The sequence below is a fragment of the Solibacillus sp. GQ1 genome (assembly GCF_059758555.1).
Genome location: NZ_JCAXEX010000001.1, coordinates 1744882 through 1766484 on the forward strand (window position 1 = coordinate 1744882; position 21603 = coordinate 1766484).

Consider the following 21603-nt stretch of genomic DNA (forward strand, 5'->3'; position numbering starts at 1 on the left):
TTAGTATCCTCCTTATCCTGTAAGTAGAAACCTTTTCACCCATCATTATAACAGAACTATTAGATTATTTTAGGTATAAGTTTTGATGTATCATTGTAATTGACCTTATAATTTTATTTAAAATTGACTATTTTAACATGGTCAATTTTCATTATACTAAGAGTTATTACAGGAATGGAGGTTATTTACATGGTACAAGTTGGAACAGATCGAGTAAAACGAGGAATGGCAGAAATGCAAAAGGGCGGCGTTATTATGGATGTCATTAACGCGGAACAAGCAAAAATTGCGGAAGCTGCAGGTGCAGTAGCAGTGATGGCGCTGGAACGTGTGCCTTCCGATATTCGGAAAGCTGGCGGTGTTGCCCGTATGGCTGATCCGCGGATTGTGGAGGAAGTGATGAATGCCGTAACGATTCCTGTTATGGCAAAAGCACGAATTGGTCACATTGTAGAAGCACGTGTATTAGAGTCAATGGGTGTGGATTATATCGATGAAAGTGAAGTTTTAACACCGGCTGATGAAGAATTCCATTTACTTAAGAGTGATTATACAGTGCCCTTTGTTTGTGGCTGCCGTGACTTAGGAGAAGCAGCTCGACGTATTGGTGAAGGTGCTTCTATGCTCCGTACGAAAGGTGAACCAGGTACAGGCAACATTGTAGAAGCAGTTCGTCATCTTCGAAAAGTTAACGCTCAAGTACGCCGTGTTGTTGGAATGAATGTGGATGAATTAATGACAGAGGCTAAAAACTTAGGTGCGCCATTTGAATTACTATTGGAAATTAAGCGTTTAGGTCGTTTACCTGTTGTGAATTTTGCCGCGGGTGGTGTGGCAACTCCTGCAGATGCCGCGTTAATGATGGAGCTTGGTGCAGATGGTGTGTTTGTTGGTTCCGGTATATTTAAATCAGAGAATCCCGAAAAATTTGCGCGTGCCATTGTGGAAGCAACAACGCATTATACAGACTACAAACTGATTGCTGAAATCTCAAAGGAACTTGGAACGCCGATGAAAGGAATTGAAATAGCTACCCTGAATGTTAATGAACGTATGCAGGAGCGTGGCTGGTAGTATGGCAAAAATAGGAGTGCTTGCATTACAAGGTGCGGTAAAAGAGCATATTCAACAAATTGAAACTCTTGGTCATGATGCTGTTGCAGTAAAAACATGCGATGACTTACGTGATGTTGACGGTCTAATTTTACCTGGTGGAGAAAGTACGACAATCGGTAAAATGTTAGAACGAAATGACATGGTAGAACCAATAAAAACATTGGCACAACAAGGTGTTCCAATGTTCGGGACATGTGCAGGTCTTATACTATTGGCCAAAAATATTAAGAATTCCAATCCCCCTCACCTCGGTTTAATGGAATTGGAAGTAGAAAGAAATTCTTTCGGTCGACAAATAGACAGCTTTGAAGTTCCATTATCTATTCCATCAATTGGTGATGAAATAACAGCAGTTTTTATTAGAGCCCCACATATTGTATCGGTCGGTGAACATGTTGAAATACTTGCTACATATGAAGAACGGATTGTACTAGCTAGAGATGGGCAATTTTTAGGGTGCTCTTTTCACCCCGAACTGACCGATGATGTACGGATACTAGAATATTTTATCGGTATGGTAAATGAATTTATTAAGGTCTCTAGATAAAACAAAAAGAAGCACAATACTGTGCTTCTTTTACTTGCTGGATTATTTGTTCAAGCCTTTTTCATGTATCCGATAAATCATAGCTGCCATATGTGCCCTTGTTGTCGGATTATTTGGACCAAAACGGCTAGCGGTATAGCCAGCCATAATTCCTTCTTGTTTCATCGTTTCAATCGCAAGAGATGCCCAAAAATTTTGGTCCACATCTTTAAATGAATTTACACCTTTGTTCGCAGATTGGCTATAAAATTCTGCATTATAGAAAATTTGAGCCATTTGCGCCCTTGTTAAAGACGTATTAGGTGAAAAACGTCCATCACCGATGCCGTTGATTATTTTATGTTGCGCTACTAAACGAATTGAGTCTGATGCCCAAAAGCTCTTTTCCACATCACTGAATGAAATATCTTTATTTGTTGTAGTCAGCGCTAAAAAATTACTTATAATAGCTGCTGCTTGAGCTCTTGTTATCGATTGATTCGGTTTATATGTACCATCTGGATAGCCGGAGTTCCAGCCTTTTTCAGTTAAGAATAGAATCTGTTGTTCGGCCCAATGCCCACCTATGTCTTTTAAATTTCTATCATCAAATTGATATAAATCACGTTCGTCCATGATGGCGCCTACTTTATTTCGATAGTATGCCCCACCCAAATGGATATAGCCGGCGTTGGCAATGTCGAACAAATATTCTTTAGATGCTCGCTCATAACTCCATCCTTTTTTCAATCTTTCTTCGTAATTGTTTTTTGCGAACCGATATCTATCGTTTAACAGTAAGTTTCCTGCCAAATAATCGACCGCTTCTTTATAGGTACTAAAAGCCCGATACCAGTTATCCCTTCTTTTGCTTTCATCGTATATTTTACGGTCTTGTCCGTAATCAGTAAGTACAGGAACCGGTTCATAATCTTCATCAGGTTGTCCCTTCAACTGCCAGGCATTCTTCGGATTATATCCCCAAACCTTTATTCCGAAAAGGTTATTTGCATTCATTGCTATTCTTGTTGTTCCAAAGCCGCTTTCCAAAGCAGCCATTCCAATAATGGCACTAGCAGGGATTCCCCACTTTTCAGTTGCTTTCATCGCATATGTAGATATTTCATCAATAAAGTCTTCCTTCATTTTAGTTGAAGGAAATTCGTATGTAGATAAGTAAGCGTTACTGTTTCTTCCAGACTTTTCATCTTCAAAAGGGAGAAGATTAACGCCTTTAGCACTCGTGGTCAATGAGCTGCAATTTAAAACTAGTATAAAAATTGATAGTGATAGTAATGCTCGGATTGATTTCGCCAAATTCATAACTCCTTAAATATTCAAATAATAATCTCAGATACTTCCATCATAGCAGTTTTTTATTAGAATTATTGTATAATATATCATTTTATCATTACTAATTGATGGGTATATTTCCGAACTTTACCTATGTCAACCCCCCTTTCCGAAACAAAAAACCATCATTCATCTTGATGGATAAATGATGGTTAGAAAGAATCAATTTAATAACAGCAATTGATTCTCATTTCTTTTTATAGCATTAACTCAAATAATTAATAAGAATATAAATTTCATATTAGGGTAGAAGTAGAAAAGTAAAGTAAATTTTTAAATGAAAGAGGGGATTTTATGCAGGAAATAATCCTAATTCTGGTCATACAGCTCGTTTACGTGCCGTTAATGACATTGCGAACAATTTTTTTAGTTAAAGATATGAGGCTTCTTGCTTCCATTTTCGGGTTTTTAGAAATTCTTATTAATGTTTTTGCACTTTCAATTATTTTTAATGGGGATCAGAACATCATACCGATGCTTGTATATGCACTTGGTTTCAGTTTAGGGATACCAATAGGAACAATGATTGAAAACAAGCTGGCTATTGGTTTTGTATCTGTTACAATCAATACGCAGCAAAAAAATCAGGAATTGATCGAAACATTAAGAAACAGCGGCTTTGCCATCACGACATCTGTCAGTGAAGGTCGTGACAGTGAACGTTATAAATATGAAATTCTCGCTAAACGAAACCGAGAAAAAGAATTATTCGCCCTTGTCGAATCAATTGAACCAAAGGCATTTATCATTTCATATGAGCCAAAATCATTCAAAGGCGGTTTCTTAGTCGATCGTATGCGTAAATTTAAGCTTCGTCGTTAAAATAAAAATGAGCTAGATTCAATATTTCTAGCTCATTTTTTATGTTTTTTTAATTTTGTAGTTTCTTTAAATGTTCTATAATGGTCATAAATTGGGAGAACACACGCTTTAACCTTTTATAGTACGCTTTCTAACTCCCCTTTCTTTTTAAAACCTTCATAGCATAAGCCGTATGGTTTCCCAGGGATAAACGTCCCTTGACCTAAGCATCCAACATATTTGCCATCTTCAACGGCTAATTGACCACGCAAGAATACTTTGTCCACCTTCCCTTCTTGTTTAAGCCCTTCGTAAATATTGAAATCTACTCCTTGTAAGCTTGTTTCATTCGAGATAATTGAAACAGGCGTAGGGTCGTAAACTACAATATCAGCATCAAACCCAACTCCAATATGACCTTTACGGTGGGCAATACCATTTATTTTCGCTGGGGTTGTTGCATATAAGTCTACTAAACGTTGACGAGAAATCTTGCCGGTATTTACACCATATGTCCATAATATTCCGAGACGGTTTTCAACACCTGGCGAACCATTTGGGATGTTTGTGAAATCATCAATCCCCATTGTCTTTTGCTTCTCCCAGTTAAATCCGCAATGATCAGAGCTAACAGCATTTAACCAGCCTTTATTAATGGCATTCCATAATGCTTCACGGTCTTCTTCTTCACGTAGTGCTGGTGAGCAGACATATTTTGCACCTTCAAAATTTGGACGGGCTAAATCTTCTTTGTCTAACATTAAATAATGGGTACACGTTTCACCATATACCGGTGTTCCTTTGATGTACGCATCCCGAATGACTTCCATGACTTCTTTTGCCGTTACGTGAACAATATATACAGGTGCACCAGCTAAATTCGCTAAATGAATGACACGCTGCGTAGCCTCTACTTCAACAAGTGTCGGTCTTGAAAGTGCATGATAATAAGGATCCGTTAAACCTTTTGCTATATATTCCTGTTGAAGAATATCGATAACATCTGCATTTTCTGCGTGAATCATTACTGTTACACCGACATCTTTAGCCGCTTTTAATGCTTTAAAGATGGCTTCATCATCACTATGAAATGGTAAGCCTTTATACGCCATAAATAGTTTTAATGTTGGTAGCCCTTTGTCTACTAAGCTTGGAATTTCTTTAAAGAGTTCGTCGGAAGGTTCGCAAACAATTCCATGGAACGAATAATCGACCATTGCGACATCTTTTACCTCACCTTCTTCATATTCAAAAATAGTTTCGGCAATGCCCTTGCCTGGTGCTTGGTTCACGAATTCGATAACTGTAGTAGTACCTCCTACAATTGCTGCGTTACTAGTATCGAAGCCTTGTACGCGTGCACCTTTATAATCAAAAGAATAGTGGACGTGCTGATCGACTCCTCCCGGTAAGACATACTTTCCTGAAACATCTATAACCTGGTCTGCTTCAAGTGAAAGATTTTGACCAATTGCCGCAATTTTTTCATCTTCAATTAAAATATCTCCTACATATTCATCTGTACTTGTTACAATAATCCCGTTCTTTAATAAAATACTCATACATTACGCCTCCTAGTGTTCTTTAATTTTATTATTTGTTCACTATTTGTTGATCTGCAGGTATCGACCAGAATAATGACGTTTGTGCCAACCAATCCATATAGTTTTCAAATGCTTCATTTAAACTGTACTGCGGTGTGTAACCTTCTGCTTTCAAACGATCAACTGCTAATTGCTGAATGTCTCGTTCACCGAAATAATCTACATTCCATAACTTTGAATCTTCCTGTAATTGATAGTTAAAGTCCGGAAATTTCCGTTTCAAAAGCTCACACCAATCTACGATGCTCCATACTTGGCCAGAGCCAATATTATATATATCTTCTTTTAGCTCCTTAACTTGTATTAAGTGATAAATAGCTGCAGCAACGTCCTTACTATAAATCCAGTCTCGTACGCCTGGTCTTGGTAGATGAATCGTTGTTTTTTCATAAGCTGCTTTAGTCACTTGAAATGGTACGGATAACGTTTGACGTAATCCCGTATAATGCTCCCAAGCCCCGTATACGTAGCCTAACCGGCAAACGGTCAATGGTAAATCGTATAGGGTTTTATAGCGAAGGGCTAAACGCTCCCCCGCATATTTTGTAATTTCATATAAATTGACTGGTAATGGAATTGATTTCTTCTCATCTAGTAACGGATCGATATAGCCCGTCTCCCCATAAACGGTACAGGAACTGATATAGAAAAACTTTTCAATCCCTACTTTTTTAGCTGCTTCTAATACTGATAGCGTACCGTTGTAATTAATAGAAGAAATTTTTGAAAATGATTTCATTTCATGTTCAATATCCGGAGTGATAGCAGCTGCATGAATCAAGCTTTTAATGTTGTATTGATTCAGCGTTTTTATGAGTGTATCTCCATTTAAAATATCTCCTTCAATATAGAAATAATGGCCTGCTTTACTTTGAAATAATGTTTCCGCTTCTGCTGGAACAGGTGTAAGTGAATAATTCACTACATCCATTCCGGCATCCAAAATCTTTTCTATAATATTTATTCCTACAAAACCTGAACCACCTGTAATTAAAACTGTCATCTGCCACCCCTCCTGCCACTTAAACCTATTATTGTGAAACTAATTCAGCAATTTTAGATGAAATATTTAAAGCCGCTTGATATAGCAATTCTGTGCCCAATGCTAAATCTTCATAGCTTGCATATTCAGCAGGGTTATGGCTGATGCCATCTTTACAACGGACAAAAATCATTCCTACATCACAAATACTTGCCATGACAGTTGCATCATGGAATGGACCACTCATCATAATTGGACAGTCCAGACCAAGTTGCTCACTTTCTTCTTTAATAGCAGCTTGAATCCAGTCTGCGATGGTTACCGGCGATTGATTTGTATCTTCTACTATCGAAGAAGATACATTATATTCGGCTGCTACTTCATTAATCATCATACGTATCTGTTCTTCATAAGCATTACGACGTTCTAAATCGATATCCCGTAAGTCGATTGTAAATTCCACTTTTTCAGGAATAATATTTGGTGAATCCGGGAATACGCGGATACTGCCTACTGTTGCTACGGTTGGTACGTCCTCTTGAGCCCTTACAATTCTATTAATTTCTGTAACCATATTAGAAGCTGCCAATAAAGCGTCCTGGCGCATATTCATCGGTACAGAACCTGCATGTCCAGCAAAACCTTCTACTTCAACAGTTAACCAAAGTGGACCTGCGATTCCTTTTACAATTCCAATCGGCTTATTATTTACATCTAAATATGGGCCTTGTTCAATATGAAGCTCTAAAAATGCACCTACTGCCCCTTTTGGATAAACAGATGCTTCTAATTTATTCGGATCACAACCGAAGTCGATTAATGCTTGACGTCTTGTAATTCCTTGTTTATCTGTTCGTTCGAGCTCACCTTCTTCAAAAAGACCTGCGATTCCTCGCGATCCAAATAGCCCCTTCTTAAAACGCCAGCTTTCTTCATCTGCAAATGAGACCACTTCAATCGGAACTTCCGGCTGAATTCCTTTATCAACCATAGTCAGTAATACTTCAACTCCAGCTAACACACCAGATGTGCCGTCAAAACGACCTCCATAAGGTTGTGAATCTAAGTGTGATCCCATCACTAACGCCGGTGCATGAGGGTTTTTCCCTTCCAATCGACCAATTAAATTACCAAAGTTATCAACATGTACACTAATGCCTGCTTTTTCCAACCAATCCGTAACTGTCTCAAACGTCTGCTTTTCTTCTGGGCTTAATGTAGCTCGGCAAAGCCCTGTTTGGCCAATTTTCCCAAACTCTGAAACTACTTCAAACATATTTTCTAAACGTTTTTTATTAATCTCCATTTAATATCCCACCTTCAGTTTTATTTTAAAGCGTCTGCTGTAATTAACTCAGGGAACACTTCTTTTAATAAAGTAAAGTCATGATATGATTCGACATCAGGTTTCTTAGGAATGTTGCCAACACTTAAGAAGTAATCCATGATCCCTTCACTGTTACTGTCATTCCAGTACGTATTGTCTACTTCCATTGAATAGAAGTTACGGTTCATGATTTCTGATAACTCTTCTTCTGTTAGACGTAATTCAGGTGATAAGATTTTTACAGCCTCTTCACGATTGTCATTAATGAAGTCTGTCCCTTTTTTCAGTGCACGAATTAAAGCCTTAATTGTGTTTGGATTTTTTTCTAAGAAATCATCCGTTGCAATTAATGTTGAGTGAACACTTAACCAGTTCACTTCACCTTGTTTTTCAGGTAAATTACTTTGACGACCACTTAAAATAAATTCTCCACCGGCTTGAGTACCTTTAGTAATAAATGGTTCCCACGCAGCTAATGCATCAATATCACCTCGTTGTAATGCAACTAAACCGTCACTTGGTGCTAAGTTGATGTAATCGATTTTACTGACATCTACACCTAATTCTTCACCCATACTTTTTATTGCGTAATAAACTTCAGCACCATTAGGCATCCCTACTTTTAATCCTTCTAAGTCTTTTGCACTTTCTAATTTCAAACCAGGTCGGCTTACCATCGCTTGTGTACCAGCCATTTGGTCTAATACCGCAACTACTTTTACATTTACATCTGAAGCTGTGATTGTTAATGGTAAAAAGTTAGACATTAAACTAATCGGTGCACTTCCACCAGCAATCATTGACCCCATTTCAGGACCATTTTCGATTAAATGGTTTTTAACTTTTACACCCTCTGCTTCAAAATAACCTTGTTTTTCGGCAATAATTTGAGCTGCTGAAATTTGAGCGTCACGTACCCCCATCAACGTCAACTCTTTTTTTTCAACCTCTGCGCCTTTAGCTGAGCTACTTGAAATTTCCTCTTTTTCATTTCCACAAGCTACTAGCAACATTGTTAAGATTAATAAAGTAAAGATATGTTTAAATTTCTTCATCAATACCCCTCCTAGGTCAATTCTTATTTTTCAATGGCAGCATGTGCTCCACCTTTACGCCAGAATAAAATTCTATTTTTAAATTTGCGCAATAAGTAGGCAAATAAACTGTACTCTAAACCGATTAATACAATAGCGACAAACATATTCGAAATTTTGAAATAATTTCGAGCGTCCACAATTATATAACCTAAACCACTCTCAGCTCCCATCATTTCAGAAACTACCAACGCGGAAAACGATAAGCCTAAACTTACTTCAACCCCTACAAGAATACTTGGAATCGCTGATGGGATTATTACCCGAGTAAATATTTGTTTCTGACTAGCACCTAAACTTAAAGCTGATCGTACTAGCGTAGAGTTCACTGACTTTAATCCGTCTAGCGTATATACTAAAACTGGAACAAATGTTGACCAAGCAATTAATAGCACTTTAGGAAACTCGCCAATACCAAACCAGATAATGAATAGTGGCAATAAAGCTAATGCAGGAATCGGCCCTACTAAATTGATAATAGGTGCAATCCACGTTTCAACGAACTTGAAGCGTACCATTACAACACCCATTGCAATAGCAGCCATAACACCGATTGAAAAACCAACGATGATACGAAGCGTACTCGAAATAATACTGCTCGTAAGCATTCCTGTTTGTGCAAGTGCGTAACCATCAGCAACTACTAAAGTTGGAGGTGGTAAAAATACGGGGTTAAACCAAGCAAAATTCTGATTTAAGCGTCCAAATAATTCCCAAACAATAAAGAACGCTACGATTGGTAAAAATGCTTTTAAGGCAACCTTTGCATTAAAACTCTTTAACTTCACACTCTTTTTTTCGCGTGGTAAACTTTCAGTTAATGCTGCATCTTTCATATGCTTCCCTCCTAATCTCGTATTACTTGACTTACATCCACTTCATCCATCAGCAGTCCTTCAATTTCTGTCATCAATTCCGAAAAACGAGGATGATTGTAAGTACGAGGATGCTCAATACCCACATCGTAAACTTTAGCAATTTGACCTTTTTTCATAACAACAACTCTGTCCCCTAAATGAATTGCTTCGCTAATGCTATGAGTAACGAAAATCACCATCGGCTTAAGCTCTTGGCAAATTTTCAATAATTCTTTACGCATCGTATCCCTCGTTAAAATGTCCAATGCTCCAAAAGGCTCGTCCATCAATAATATTTCTGGTCCGCTTGCGAGAGCACGAGCAATTCCTACTCGTTGTTTCATCCCACCCGAAAGCTCATCTGGATAATGGTTGGCATAATCTTTTAAACCAATCATATTGAGATACTGCTCCGCTAATACTTCTGCTTCTTTTTCAGGCATCCCTTGTACCGTTAAACCAAAGGCAATATTCGTTAACACGTCATACCAGGGAAATAAAGCATGATCTTGGAAAACAACTCCTCTTGATTTATTAGGACCTGTTATGTCTACTCCATCAACTTGTAACACCCCGGAATCAGCTTTCAAAAAACCTGCAATTAAATTTAAAAGTGTCGATTTCCCACATCCACTATGTCCTAGTACACATATAATTTCACTAGGCTTAACTGTAAGATTGATATCATTCAAAACCTTTTTAGCTCCGAATGATTTATTAATGCTTTCTACAACCAACTGCATAACATCATCCACCCTTCTCACTTACTAGTCTGTTACATCATATTGTCTGACTTATTCACGGTAATGGATAAGCTATAAGAGTTATCAGCAATAAATCTTATAATCCGACTTATTGATTCTAGAAAACACTTATAACTTTTCCAGTAAACCTTTGACCTTTCGAAGATGTCTTTTCATATATATTTTGGCCAATTCAGGATTTTTCGAATTAATACTTTCGATAATCTTTCGATGTTCAACTAATACGTGTTCTAATCTACCAGGTAAATAAATCGTTCTTTCCTGCAAGCGATCCATTGTCCCTTTCAGTGATTTCACAATATTGAACATTACTTCATTACGACTCATCCGCGCTAAAGCTAAATGAAATGCAACGTCCGCTTCAGCTGCTTCTTCCGGATTGTTCTCCATCCATCCGAGTAAATTCTCAAGCTCTTGAACATCTTTAGGGCTTGCTCTTTCTGAAACTAGTTCTACAATCGCAACTTCTAAAATTTCACGTGTTTCCATCAAATCCAAGAGACTTTCTTCGTCAGATCGTGGCAAGTAGATATTAGCCATTTCTAAAATTGAAAGTTTTCGGATAACCGTACCACTTCGCTTTTTCCGATCAACAATTCCTTGAATCTCAAGAATTTGTAAAGCTTCTCTAAGGGAACTCCGACTCACCCCAAAGATCTTCGATAAATTTTCTTCAGACGGTAAAACTTCACCTGGTTGCAGGCTACCATTGATTAGTTTTTTTCGAATTTGTTCTACGATATTTTGGGAGATTTTTTCTACCGCTACACCTTCAAACTTCAACTTTATCACCTACTTCACTTTTCTAAAAAAGTATTAAGCTATGTATTGAATTTAAACGATTCACAATTCGAAAACATTAAATATGTCAGATTTTCTTACACAATTTTTCTAATTTTTCTAAATATTATTTATTTTTGATTTTTTGTGTTATATTAAGTGACATATAATACTTTGCTTTTCTCTTATAAAAAGGAGGGATGTTATATGAAAGTAGACGATTCATTTAAGTATAAGAAAGTGATTAATATTGGTGTAGTTAGTGAATTGACGGGGCTTACCGAAAGAAAGATTAGGTATTACGAGGAAAGAAAACTTATATTTCCTGAGCGTAATGCTAGTGGAACACGGAAGTATTCCTTTCAAGATGTGGAAGTTCTAGTTGCTATCAGCAATGAAGTAGAGGACGGTGTCAGTACATTTGAAATCCGTCAAAATATTATTAAAAAAGAAAAAAGAGCCAAAAAAATTATGACTCAAGGGCAGGTGAATGCACATTTTAAGTTATATAAAAATAATTAAAAACAGTTGCGTGTGCAATGAATAGCAACACAATAAAGTAACTGGCAAAGTAACTAAGAAAACAAGCAGTATAATCCCTGTCTTATTTAGCTAGCTCATCTTTACTTGTTTTCTGTTTTAGTCCTTCTTTAACTGCCCAATTCTGGTGGGCATGTATTAAGAGATCCCGGGCTTTATCTGTCTCAATCCATTTTATAAAATGGTCGTCATCAATGGGATCTTGAATTTTATTTAATAATTGTGCGAAGTAGAAATAGCCATCATTTAGAATAGGCTTTTTTTTGGTTGAGAGAAAAAAGCACTTTGCGTTCCCTATAAAAGGGCCGATCACTACGTTATATCCTGTTTCTTCAAGTATTTCTCTTTCGAGGCATTGCAAATGGTTTTCATGATTTTCAATCCCGCCACCCGGCAAAAAGTAATCACCCCTTGAAGTTTGGACTGTCAAGACTTGATTCATTTTTGAATTAAATATAACGGCATAAACCCCTTTTCTTAATTCATAATTAAGGCCATTTAATTTCTCTCCAAATACTTTCACAATTTTCACCTACCGCTAAAAGTTTTGTTAGCATCTACTGCTATATATGTATTGCTATAGGGAAGCATATGAATTCTCTTTACATTCCATAGCATTTTAAATTCTTCAATCGGCACCTTTCGATTATAGTTCTGCTGTTTTTCTTCACAATTCACTAAATGACTTAATGACTCTGAAAGGTAAATATGCTCTTTGTCATACCCTACTACCGGAACAAAATGCAGATTTTTGAGTTCCTTCTGTACTTTAATAAAAACAATTACTGGCGTTCCTTTACTGACTTCGGACTTTAATGTATTTATACTACCTTTATAATAATTAGTCTTAAATCCATAATTTCTTAACACAGTACGTATCCCTTTTGGATATACATTGCCTGCTCTTGTTTTGTTGGGAAAATGCTTATATAACGCTTCACCTTCAGCATCCATACCAAAGTGACGCAGCAAGTACGCTGTTGAAAACGCCGCGCATTCCGTACCTTTTTGGAAATCAATTCGATTCTCGTGCTGAATCATGTAGGTAGTCGGAAAATCCTTTTTTCGTATAACCGGTATCGGTAAAGTCATTAAATAAGTATTAATGGACATTGAGATAATTACCCATAAAACAACTGAATTAATTATAATCATGTTACTCCCCCAATATATGACTGCAATGTGTAACTACTTTTCTCTTTTTATCTTCTCAGAGTGTGCCAATAGCACAATTACCTAGAAATTAAATCTTCTCGAACTAGAAATTGAGAAGCAGTTAAATACATTGAAAAAAAACATGAGGATTCTAATTAACACATTTCTCCATCTCATATTTAACAGCATCCATTAAAGATAGTGAGTTACTATATTTGATTTAAATCGTGTATAATAACGTTTTCATTCTCTCTTCAAAATCTGAATGTCCCCAATAAAGCATTGCATTTTCAATACCTTTTTCACCTGCTAAACGTTTTACTAAAAGATAAGCAATATAATAACCAATCCGACTGTAGCCAAAAGTTTGCCCCCCATTAATCGAGAACCATTCTTTAAATATTTCTGCTGATGTACTTTGAATTAAATCTTTTTGAAAAGCATTGATAATGGTTGCTATATTTTTTTCACAGAATGAAAGCCACTCCGGATCACGTTTATATGCAAAATAAATATCTTGGTCTACATTTACTACTAAAGTTGATAAAAAAGTCGCTACCCCCTCTTGCAATAGCCATGTCAACGGGTTATACCATTGTATATCTTTTGCATCTATCCCATTATGTGTTGTGTAAAGATGATGGGCTGCATGGCCAAACTCATGTGCAATTATTACATTTAGTCCCTCTTCATACGGTTCAAACTTTTCAACACAAAAAGCAATATGAGGATCCATGGAACGATAAGTATAAGCATTGGAACCACCTAGACCGACAAAAATATAAACATCTTTTGAAAATATTATCTGAAACCGCTTTTCGTATTCCTTTGTAATATGAGGTGTTAGCGCTTTTAATTTGTCTGTAATCCAATTCATTTGTTCAATCTTATTAGGATGGGCTTTTAACGCATTTTCAAGTTTCAGTTCTTTATTGTGACAATGGTTATCAAAGTAATAACTATAAATTTCAGGATGTTTGTTAAAATAATTTTCGTAGTACTCTTTTGAAGATTCATACTGATTTAGAAATGTACTTGCCAGATCGTATATTTTCATGAAGATTTCTCCAATCATTTTTAAATATTACTATCAATTAAATTCAACTAAATCCCCGACTTTATATTCTTCTGTCGTGATTTCTCCATCGTTGTCTATGTTTACTTCAAAAATAATCGTGTTTAATGCCTCCTTCATTGACTCTTCATTTAATCCTTTAGAATAAAAGACAAATTCCTGAGCATACTTTGCGACATTCTCACCCACATTATTTTGTTCACTACCGCCTCCAAACCAATAACGGTCAGTAGTATCAAATGAATCGATCGCATCTTTCCAACTATCGCTAAATGAAAATTCAACTTTCTGTCCAGCTACATTGTCTACTTCCACGTTGAATGTAAATTTCCTGAAATCATCTATTAGAGGATTTTTTAACTCATGAGTCCCGACACTTTCAAATTCACCCTCTGTCAACTGTGAAATTGCGGCTTCAATTGTTGTAATAGGTTCATCTTGGTTACTGCAAGCAGTCGTGATGTGCAAAATGGAAAACAAACAGAATAAAAACAATAATTTTTTCATCCTTATCCCCCTTATAAATCTTGCGATAACCTAATCATATCGATACACTGAATGCCATTCTCGTAAATTTCGTCTGAATAGTGCTTAATAAAATAGTTATGATCAACTGAAACGATTCGAAAACCGCATTTTTGATATAACACCAATTGCCCAATACTTGAATTTCCCGTACCAATTTCAATCGTTTTATACCCCTGTGTTTTGGCTATACGAATCGCATGACTTACTAATAATTTTCCGATTCCTTTTCCCTGATGATTTTCAGCTACTGCTACATTGACAATTTCCACAGTTTTCGGTCTTGTCGGCAACAGGACATAGACGCCAATAATTTTCTCTTTACTTACAGCTATAAAGCAATCGCCCTTTGCTATATAATATTCCACGATACTTCTTGAAGGGTCCGCCAGTAATAATAATTCCATTGGCACTTTTTCATGTTTTTCCAGCCTTTTAATCTCCACACTTATCCCCCTTTATTTCTCGGTTAGTTTTGTTTATCGCTATCCTTTTCTTCATTACTTAAGTTAGATTTTTCTTCCTCAATCATATACTTCTTTTTAATTAAAACTCCAAGTTCCGAATAATTAATGCCATGCTTTACCGCCAGAAATACAACGATGTAAAGTAAAAACCCTAAAAAGGCAAATGATAATAAATCCATGTAATCCTCTCCTTATATTATAAATTTTACCATAATTGTAGAGTCGAACTTGATAAAATCAAAAAACCAGATGGCTAAATTCCATCCGGTTCATTATACTATTTGCTATTAATTGCCAATTAGTTTTACTTTTTCACAGCTGGCGGACCAAATTTACCTAGCTGTAAATCACGGAATGCTTCTCTAATTTCTTCTTTTGTATTCATCACGAACGGTCCACCTAGAGCGATTTCTTCTCTAATTGGAACACCTGAATAAATTAAAACTTTAGAACGTGTAGATGCTTTAATTTTCAGTTCGCTTGATTTAACTTCAGAACCAGCTTCGTTAAATGAGATCGTAGCCGCTCCAGTTTTCGCGATTTTTGTCTTGCTTTCCCCAAACTCCATCTCTCCAGCCAACATAAACAGGAAAGAGTTATGGTTTTCGGGTAAAACATGTGTGTATTCAGCACCTTCACGAAGAGTAATTTCGGTCATCGTAATCGGAACTAGACTTTGCATTGGTCCTGTTACACCTGCAATATCCCCTGAATAAACTCGAACGAATCCGCCATCGATATTGACTACAGGTGCATCTTCGACAAAAATATTTTGATAAGACGTTTCTGTATTTTTTAAACTTTTCGGCAGGTTCAGCCATAGCTGTAATGTATGAATCAAGTCGTCCTCGAACGCTTCTTCCGCATGTCTAGCTGCCCAGCCGGCATTCATATATTGAACATCCCCGGCATTTAAAATGCTGTAACCTCCAGCGTTATCAATATGTTCAAGTCTGCCATCTACCACATATGTTACAGTTTGAAAGCCACGGTGTGGGTGATCAGAGAAAACACCGCGCTTATACCAATCTTCAGCCATTAAAATAAAAGGATCGAATTCAGCGTTACGATTAGGGTGAAGAATAAATCCTTGTTGGACATGAGGATATCCATTGTTGTTGTACTCCGGATACCAAAAACTTTTAATATCTCTTTGAAAAGCTGCATTAGTTGCCAATTGTATTCCTCCCACCAAGGTTGCTATGGAAATTTACTGTTAAGTTGAAATCTTCCAATTAAAGTTTATCGCATTTTTTCAGCTAACTCTAAAATTATGCCTTCCGGTCCCTGAACAAAACATAATTTATATAGATTATTGTAGTTTTGATTTCACTAATAATTTCTGCGCCTTTCTTATTCAATTTAGCAACGATCGATTCAATATCATCAACTGCAAAGGCGATATGGTTTTTTGAAGATGGCTGAATACTTTCTATCTCTGAGTCTGTATGAAAACTTGACCAGCTCTAAATTTGCCTGGCCATCCTGCATCCCTAAGAGGACAATGGTTGCTTTCACATCAGTAAACCCGATAATTCGCTCTGCCCATTTCCCATCCACTTCCCCTTCACCAAGCACTTCCAGCCCAAATTCGATGAAAAACTCTTTAACTGCAGTAAGATCGTTTACTATGATACCTACATGATCTATTCTATGAATTGCCAAACTTAGCCCTCCCATGGTCCTGTAACTTTCTATCTTTATAATTCTGCTTAATCTTACTCTATTTGCTTTTATCTTTCTTATCATGCCAAGATGTCGCTGGTCTTGAAACAGGGTATCCATTTTTCTCCCGATATTGTTTCCGTTCATCCGTAAAATGCCACCAACTTTTTTCGCTGCCTGAATGGTTAGCATGATGTACGATACATCTTAACGAATCCTCTACACACGGGTCTTCCCAATAACCGAAGTGTTCCTCCAATCGATTAGTTAATTCAGCACCATTTTCGTTTTTCAAGTCCTCTAAAGAATAAAAACCTAATTCAGTAACCCATTGAGCCAACTTTGGTCCAATCGAAGGGATAGTTTGGAATTGAGCTAGTGCGCGAAGGTATTTAGCACGTTCGGAAGTTGATTGTAAACATGCAGTTAATTGTGGTATGTCCATAAGTGCGATCTCATTCAATTTCACTTTGCACTTTCTTAAAATTATTCTTTCTTCAGATGTTAAAGGAAGCTTTGGAGAGGACTTTTTCATCTATATTCACCTAACTTATACTTAATTTATATTTCAATTAGTTATTTACTTACTTCTTCAATATAAAACAAAGGCAAGGCGAACTACTTATTTAATTCCGACTAGACGAATCCTTTTATAATCTGCCACCCAAATGCCTTCACGATACAAAACATCCTTTAAGTTCATTTCTACATTAGCGATTATGTGATCTTGTATTTGTTCGGGAATTCCATAAAATAACATACTGCCAAACATTTCAATCCAATTTTTTAAACCATTTTCACCATCTAAAGGCTTTGGTCGATCATATAGTTGAGCAAAAGTCACGTGGAATCCTGCCTCTTCCATCAGCTTTGAGTACTCTGCAATACTCGGATAATACCAGGGAAATTGTGCTTCTTTAAATTCGTAGCCTGCATTTTTTATTTGTTGAATAATTTCATCTGTAATTGTTTGTACATTGCCTTTCCCTCCAAATTCAGCAACCATTCTGCCGCCTTGTTTTAAGCTTTCATAAATACATTGCACAGCTTCTTTCGGCGGGTGCACCCAATGGAGTGTTGCGTTTGAAAATACCGCATTAAATTCATTTTGATAGGTTAATTTGGTAGCATCTTGAACTGTAAATGGAATCTGCGGGTATTTACTTGTCGCTAGTTTCACCATATTTTCAGATTTGTCGACACCTACCACTTCCACGCCACCCTCAAATAAAGTATTTGCTAAATCTCCTGTTCCACAACCAAGATCCAGTATTCGCTCTCCTTCCTTTGGAGCTAACAATTCCACCAAACTATTGCCATATTTTGAAACAAACGAGTGCTTACCATCGTATAAACTAGCATTCCATTGATGTTCTGTAACTTTTGAAGTACCCATATTATTCACTCAATTCTGTATAAATTTGTTAGTTCCATTATAATGGAAAACGCTGATATTGAATAACCGAAAATAAAAAGAGGATTTCACATTACATTGAAATCCCCCCATAATTAGTCCATATTCTCTTGCAGTTTGACCATGTTATACCAGCTAACACCGCCATGCTGTGATTCAGAAATGCCGTGGTTTACAAAGCCGAGTTTTTCATAAAAAGAAACCAATTCCTGTTTACATGTTAACGTAATTCCTTGTCGTTCATTTTCTTTTACCAACTGCTCCATTTTATTGATTAAGATTCGAGCAATTCCTTGATTTCTCGCCTCTTTAGAAACTGCTACTCCTAATATACTTTGGTAGCCGCCTTTTTTTGGATTTTCATTAATTTCTTCAAAAAGGTCATCCGTTATGTATAGTTGAGGGATTACAGGACCGTTAATATAACCTACGATCTTTTCATCCTTTTCAGCGACTATAAATGTATCGGCAATCAGCTGAATTCTTTCCACAAATGCTTCCCTTGTAGCAGCCTCTTCTTTTGTAAAGCCTTCATTTTCAATGACAACCAGCTCTTCTAAATCTGTTTTTTGCACATTTCTTAATGTAATCATGTTATTCCTAACTCCTTTATATAGCCAATTACTTGTTTTCTAATTTACTTTCAAGTGCCTCAACTCGTTTTTCTAATGAATACAACTCGATTTTTAATGCTGTATCACTTTTGTTTGTTGATTTTAATGACTTAAATAATCTGTTAAAACTCCAATAAGCGATTAAAAAGCTTCCTATGATTATGAATAACGCAATTAAAGTCCCGATTCAAGATCGATAGCCCATTGTTGGAAATCGCTATCGCTATATTTCCTTTTATCCTTTTCCGATAACGTGTTCAAGTCAGAGGTATCGCTAAAGTGAAACGTTCCAACTAATAGAATTTCCATATAAATCCTCCCTCTATTCAACGTTTATTACTATTTATTCACTTCTTTAATAGAAGACTTTTTCTTGTTAACCTCTTGCTTAATAAAAATAAAATCAGATTATAAATGCTGAAACAAACCATTGCAAAGATAGCCTCTCTCGTCAAACTAATTGGTTCATAACCGCTATGGTAATTAATATGTACTTCATTCCCTTTATAGATGAACCAAATAGCAATAGATATGAGACAATATAAAACAATTAAGAAAATATAGTGACCGTAAAATATGATTTTGTTATGTGAAGAACCGAATCTTGCGGTATATAAAAAAAGACCCCCATAAACTAACATTATGATCATAATTTGAGAGACTGCCATTTATACCCTCCTAATAATTCATTAATTATTTTCTGCAAGCTTCTTCAATTCTGCTGATCGTTTTTTAATGAAACTTTCCATATATCTGTACAAAAACAATTTGTCAGCAATTCTCCCTAATGGACCAAATGGCGACTTATATTCAAATATATCGATCATTAAAGTGCCGTCTTTTTCTTCTACAAATTTATGAGTATGGGTAAATGATTTAAATGCGCCTTTCACCATTATGTCCACAAATATAGTTGGTTGCTGCATATGTGTTATCTTTGCCGTCAGTTTTTGTTTAATACCGAAGTGAGTAGCTTCCCAAGTAACGGAGTCACCTGCATTTAATAAGCCATGTGTTACCCCACCAACAGCCTTTTCGTTCGTTTTCGCAGTCGTCTTTATATGAATGTCGACGTTTCTGGCAAGGTCAAAACATACTTGTATAGGTGCATTTACAAACTGCTTGTAGATAATAATCGGCATCGAAAACTCCCCTTAAAAACTTATCAATTTTTGCTCTGATATTCCTTTACCATGAATTCCTGTGGGGCATCGTACAATTAATTTACTGAACAACTATATTCCCAACAAATTGAGCATTACCTTTGTCTGTTTCAATGTCGACAACGAGTATATACTTTCCTTTTTCTGTAGGTAAATTAAAGGTTTGATTCACTATAAAATATTCTAATTCTATTTTGTTTTCATTTTGCAAAACAGAAACCTTTATTTTATTCGGATCAAAAGTTCCGTTTTCCATATTTAACGCGACCAATTCCCTAGGTTCAAAGTAAATAATATTTTGCTTTTCCGCTTATTTTCTACTATACTTTTCCACAGTAATTTGAATGATATAAAGAATCAACAGGCCGATTGTCATCCAGAACGAAAAGAATAAGGCATCGCGCCACTTAGTTTCCTGGAATGCTTCGTAATTATATAATCGAATAAAAAATGACAATATAAAAATGATGAGCAGTAAAAAAAGCATCCTTTTGTGTTTAATTATTTTCACTCCTCTTATTGCAAACTTCAATCTGATAAAAATTTTTTCTCAAAATAGGTTAAGGATAAATGTTCATTTACTTGGACTTCCTTCGTAACCTGAAAACCATTTTTCTTATATAGAGTAATCGCCGGGGTATTTTTAGACCCAGTTGCGACTATGATTGTCTTTATATCGAACTGACCTTCAATAAAAGTTAACAGTTTCTGTGCGATTCCTTTTCGGAAATGGTCCGGATGAACGATTAATCTATGTATATCAACTTCATGATCACTAACTTTCACCGATATGGCCGCACAAAGTTCTTCTTTTATATAGTAGCCAAAGAAAGTTTCTCCGCATTGTTGTAGAGTATTTACTGTATCTTTCAATGGCGGGATATCCTCATAATCGATGACTTCGGCTTCTACTTTATAAGATGGTATTTGTATCTTTAAGAGTTTTTCCGCATTTTTTGTATTTCGAATGTCAAATTTCTTTATCATGAAACCGCCTCCCTCAATCATCTGAAACTTTCCACTATTTTTCCAACCGTAATGTTTCCAGTTACCTGCCTACCAAAGAAACAAGCGATTGTTAACTCTTCAGTAAAATCACGCTCAGTAAATGATTAGAAGTTTGATAAACCCTATTCTTTGTATATTTTCCCCACTTGTCTCTGAAACTTTACCTCGCTCTTTCCCTACGATTAAGCTGCCATTAATGAAATTAATCCTACTTAGAATTAACGGTAAAACAGCTACTGAAAGCTGTACTCATATCCCCCTTGTCAACCTAAAATTAAACATGACAGAACTAACTATGGGAAGTTAACTACAGGTTGTCATTTGCCCCATGGCTGTTCACCATATTTTTTAAGCATAACGATCTCTCCATTTTTATTATTTAATCTGTTATAAGCATACTTAATTTTGTATTCATTAGTTTTATCTAACTCTATCTTCATATAGAAATCCCTCGATAACGATAATTCATAACCGTCAAGTAACAAATAATGTTCACCATTTTTTTCAATAATATTTTGTTCTTCGAGTTGATAGTTACCATCGACAATTACATTAAGAACAGATGTAAAACCAAATATATATAATGCACCAAAAGTAATTAAGATAAAGCTTATGAATAATTTACCTTTACTCATGCATCCGCCTCCAGTCTTATTAATTTATACGAGTTTACAAACGCTAAAGTTTCAAAATTTTCCCTTTCCATTTGAATCTCTAAGGGCTACTCCTCATTCATAGTTATTAATATTTTTTCGCTACTAACCTACCAAAGT

General features: G+C 36.1%; 26 protein-coding genes and 1 pseudogene. 4 read left to right on the forward strand and 23 right to left on the reverse strand.

Annotation, left to right across the window (positions count from 1 at the left end; genetic code table 11):
* The first annotated feature begins 189 nt into the window (after window positions 1-189).
* Window positions 190-1074, forward strand: coding sequence for a pyridoxal 5'-phosphate synthase lyase subunit PdxS (gene pdxS / locus AC6CH1_RS08820; RefSeq protein ID WP_498317155.1), 885 nt, complete (start codon window positions 190-192; stop codon window positions 1072-1074).
* A 1-nt stretch (window position 1075) separates the two neighbouring features.
* Window positions 1076-1663 carry a pyridoxal 5'-phosphate synthase glutaminase subunit PdxT gene (gene pdxT / locus AC6CH1_RS08825; protein ID WP_498317156.1) on the forward strand — a complete coding sequence of 196 codons (588 nt, stop codon included), beginning with the start codon at window positions 1076-1078 and terminating at the stop codon, window positions 1661-1663.
* A gap of 42 nt (window positions 1664-1705) precedes the next feature.
* Here pdxT and AC6CH1_RS08830 read toward each other — a convergent pair whose 3' ends face one another.
* A complete protein-coding gene (locus tag AC6CH1_RS08830; RefSeq protein ID WP_498317158.1) occupies window positions 1706-2959 on the reverse strand; it encodes an S-layer homology domain-containing protein in 1254 nt (417 codons plus the stop codon).
* A 330-nt stretch (window positions 2960-3289) separates the two neighbouring features.
* Here AC6CH1_RS08830 and AC6CH1_RS08835 point away from each other — a divergent pair, with 330 nt between their 5' ends.
* Window positions 3290-3817, forward strand: a complete 528-nt coding sequence (locus AC6CH1_RS08835; RefSeq protein ID WP_427709418.1) for a DUF2179 domain-containing protein — start codon at window positions 3290-3292, stop codon at window positions 3815-3817.
* A gap of 116 nt (window positions 3818-3933) precedes the next feature.
* Here AC6CH1_RS08835 and hydA read toward each other — a convergent pair whose 3' ends face one another.
* The 7 genes from hydA to AC6CH1_RS08870 all read right to left on the reverse strand — a co-directional run bounded on the left by hydA (window position 3934) and on the right by AC6CH1_RS08870 (window position 11207).
* On the reverse strand, window positions 3934-5358 hold the full coding sequence (hydA, locus tag AC6CH1_RS08840) for a dihydropyrimidinase (RefSeq protein WP_498317160.1): 1425 nt from the start codon (window positions 5356-5358) through the stop codon (window positions 3934-3936).
* A gap of 31 nt (window positions 5359-5389) precedes the next feature.
* Window positions 5390-6403, reverse strand: a complete 1014-nt coding sequence (locus AC6CH1_RS08845; RefSeq protein ID WP_498317162.1) for an NAD-dependent epimerase/dehydratase family protein — start codon at window positions 6401-6403, stop codon at window positions 5390-5392.
* A gap of 28 nt (window positions 6404-6431) precedes the next feature.
* The gene (locus AC6CH1_RS08850) at window positions 6432-7688 is read right to left on the reverse strand and encodes a M20 family metallo-hydrolase (RefSeq protein WP_498317164.1); all 1257 of its coding nucleotides are present in this window, start codon (window positions 7686-7688) and stop codon (window positions 6432-6434) included.
* Window positions 7689-7708: 20 nt separating this feature from the next.
* On the reverse strand, window positions 7709-8764 hold the full coding sequence (locus tag AC6CH1_RS08855; RefSeq protein ID WP_498317166.1) for an ABC transporter substrate-binding protein: 1056 nt from the start codon (window positions 8762-8764) through the stop codon (window positions 7709-7711).
* 23 nt (window positions 8765-8787) lie between these two features.
* Window positions 8788-9639: an ABC transporter permease gene (locus AC6CH1_RS08860; protein ID WP_498317168.1), complete on the reverse strand. Its 852-nt coding sequence runs from the start codon at window positions 9637-9639 to the stop codon at window positions 8788-8790.
* A gap of 11 nt (window positions 9640-9650) precedes the next feature.
* Window positions 9651-10403 carry an ABC transporter ATP-binding protein gene (locus AC6CH1_RS08865; RefSeq protein WP_427709408.1) on the reverse strand — a complete coding sequence of 251 codons (753 nt, stop codon included), beginning with the start codon at window positions 10401-10403 and terminating at the stop codon, window positions 9651-9653.
* Window positions 10404-10532: 129 nt separating this feature from the next.
* Window positions 10533-11207, reverse strand: coding sequence for a FadR/GntR family transcriptional regulator (locus AC6CH1_RS08870; protein WP_498317169.1), 675 nt, complete (start codon window positions 11205-11207; stop codon window positions 10533-10535).
* Between the two features lie 204 nt (window positions 11208-11411).
* Between AC6CH1_RS08870 and AC6CH1_RS08875 the strand changes: the two genes are divergently transcribed.
* Entirely contained in the window at window positions 11412-11726 is a 315-nt protein-coding gene (locus tag AC6CH1_RS08875; protein WP_079527314.1) for a MerR family transcriptional regulator, read from the forward strand.
* Between the two features lie 82 nt (window positions 11727-11808).
* Here AC6CH1_RS08875 and AC6CH1_RS08880 read toward each other — a convergent pair whose 3' ends face one another.
* The 15 genes and pseudogenes from AC6CH1_RS08880 to AC6CH1_RS08950 all read right to left on the reverse strand — a co-directional run bounded on the left by AC6CH1_RS08880 (window position 11809) and on the right by AC6CH1_RS08950 (window position 21465).
* Window positions 11809-12267, reverse strand: coding sequence for an NUDIX hydrolase (locus AC6CH1_RS08880; protein ID WP_498317171.1), 459 nt, complete (start codon window positions 12265-12267; stop codon window positions 11809-11811).
* A gap of 5 nt (window positions 12268-12272) precedes the next feature.
* On the reverse strand, window positions 12273-12899 hold the full coding sequence (locus AC6CH1_RS08885) for a C39 family peptidase (protein WP_498317173.1): 627 nt from the start codon (window positions 12897-12899) through the stop codon (window positions 12273-12275).
* 220 nt (window positions 12900-13119) lie between these two features.
* A complete protein-coding gene (locus AC6CH1_RS08890) occupies window positions 13120-13956 on the reverse strand; it encodes a hypothetical protein (protein WP_498317174.1) in 837 nt (278 codons plus the stop codon).
* Window positions 13957-13989: 33 nt separating this feature from the next.
* A complete protein-coding gene (locus AC6CH1_RS08895) occupies window positions 13990-14481 on the reverse strand; it encodes a fructose-bisphosphate aldolase (RefSeq protein WP_498317175.1) in 492 nt (163 codons plus the stop codon).
* Window positions 14482-14492: 11 nt separating this feature from the next.
* Entirely contained in the window at window positions 14493-14945 is a 453-nt protein-coding gene (locus tag AC6CH1_RS08900; protein WP_014823579.1) for a GNAT family N-acetyltransferase, read from the reverse strand.
* 23 nt (window positions 14946-14968) lie between these two features.
* On the reverse strand, window positions 14969-15145 hold the full coding sequence (locus AC6CH1_RS08905; RefSeq protein ID WP_498317177.1) for a hypothetical protein: 177 nt from the start codon (window positions 15143-15145) through the stop codon (window positions 14969-14971).
* 125 nt (window positions 15146-15270) lie between these two features.
* The gene (locus AC6CH1_RS08910; RefSeq protein ID WP_498317178.1) at window positions 15271-16143 is read right to left on the reverse strand and encodes a pirin family protein; all 873 of its coding nucleotides are present in this window, start codon (window positions 16141-16143) and stop codon (window positions 15271-15273) included.
* A 65-nt stretch (window positions 16144-16208) separates the two neighbouring features.
* Window positions 16209-16631 (reverse strand): annotated as a pseudogene (locus AC6CH1_RS08915) (VOC family protein).
* A 58-nt stretch (window positions 16632-16689) separates the two neighbouring features.
* A complete protein-coding gene (locus tag AC6CH1_RS08920; RefSeq protein ID WP_498317179.1) occupies window positions 16690-17166 on the reverse strand; it encodes a helix-hairpin-helix domain-containing protein in 477 nt (158 codons plus the stop codon).
* Window positions 17167-17253: 87 nt separating this feature from the next.
* Window positions 17254-18027: a class I SAM-dependent methyltransferase gene (locus tag AC6CH1_RS08925; RefSeq protein ID WP_498317180.1), complete on the reverse strand. Its 774-nt coding sequence runs from the start codon at window positions 18025-18027 to the stop codon at window positions 17254-17256.
* 113 nt (window positions 18028-18140) lie between these two features.
* Complete coding sequence (locus AC6CH1_RS08930; protein ID WP_427709385.1) at window positions 18141-18638, reverse strand: GNAT family N-acetyltransferase; 498 nt, start codon at window positions 18636-18638, stop codon at window positions 18141-18143.
* 710 nt (window positions 18639-19348) lie between these two features.
* Window positions 19349-19801 carry an SRPBCC family protein gene (locus AC6CH1_RS08935; RefSeq protein ID WP_498317181.1) on the reverse strand — a complete coding sequence of 151 codons (453 nt, stop codon included), beginning with the start codon at window positions 19799-19801 and terminating at the stop codon, window positions 19349-19351.
* Between the two features lie 82 nt (window positions 19802-19883).
* Window positions 19884-20078 (reverse strand): hypothetical protein, encoded by a 195-nt coding sequence (locus AC6CH1_RS08940; RefSeq protein WP_427709380.1) that lies wholly within the window; start codon window positions 20076-20078, stop codon window positions 19884-19886.
* A 272-nt stretch (window positions 20079-20350) separates the two neighbouring features.
* The gene (locus AC6CH1_RS08945) at window positions 20351-20809 is read right to left on the reverse strand and encodes a GNAT family N-acetyltransferase (protein WP_427709378.1); all 459 of its coding nucleotides are present in this window, start codon (window positions 20807-20809) and stop codon (window positions 20351-20353) included.
* 338 nt (window positions 20810-21147) lie between these two features.
* Window positions 21148-21465: a hypothetical protein gene (locus AC6CH1_RS08950; RefSeq protein WP_251687356.1), complete on the reverse strand. Its 318-nt coding sequence runs from the start codon at window positions 21463-21465 to the stop codon at window positions 21148-21150.
* Window positions 21466-21603 lie beyond the last annotated feature (138 nt).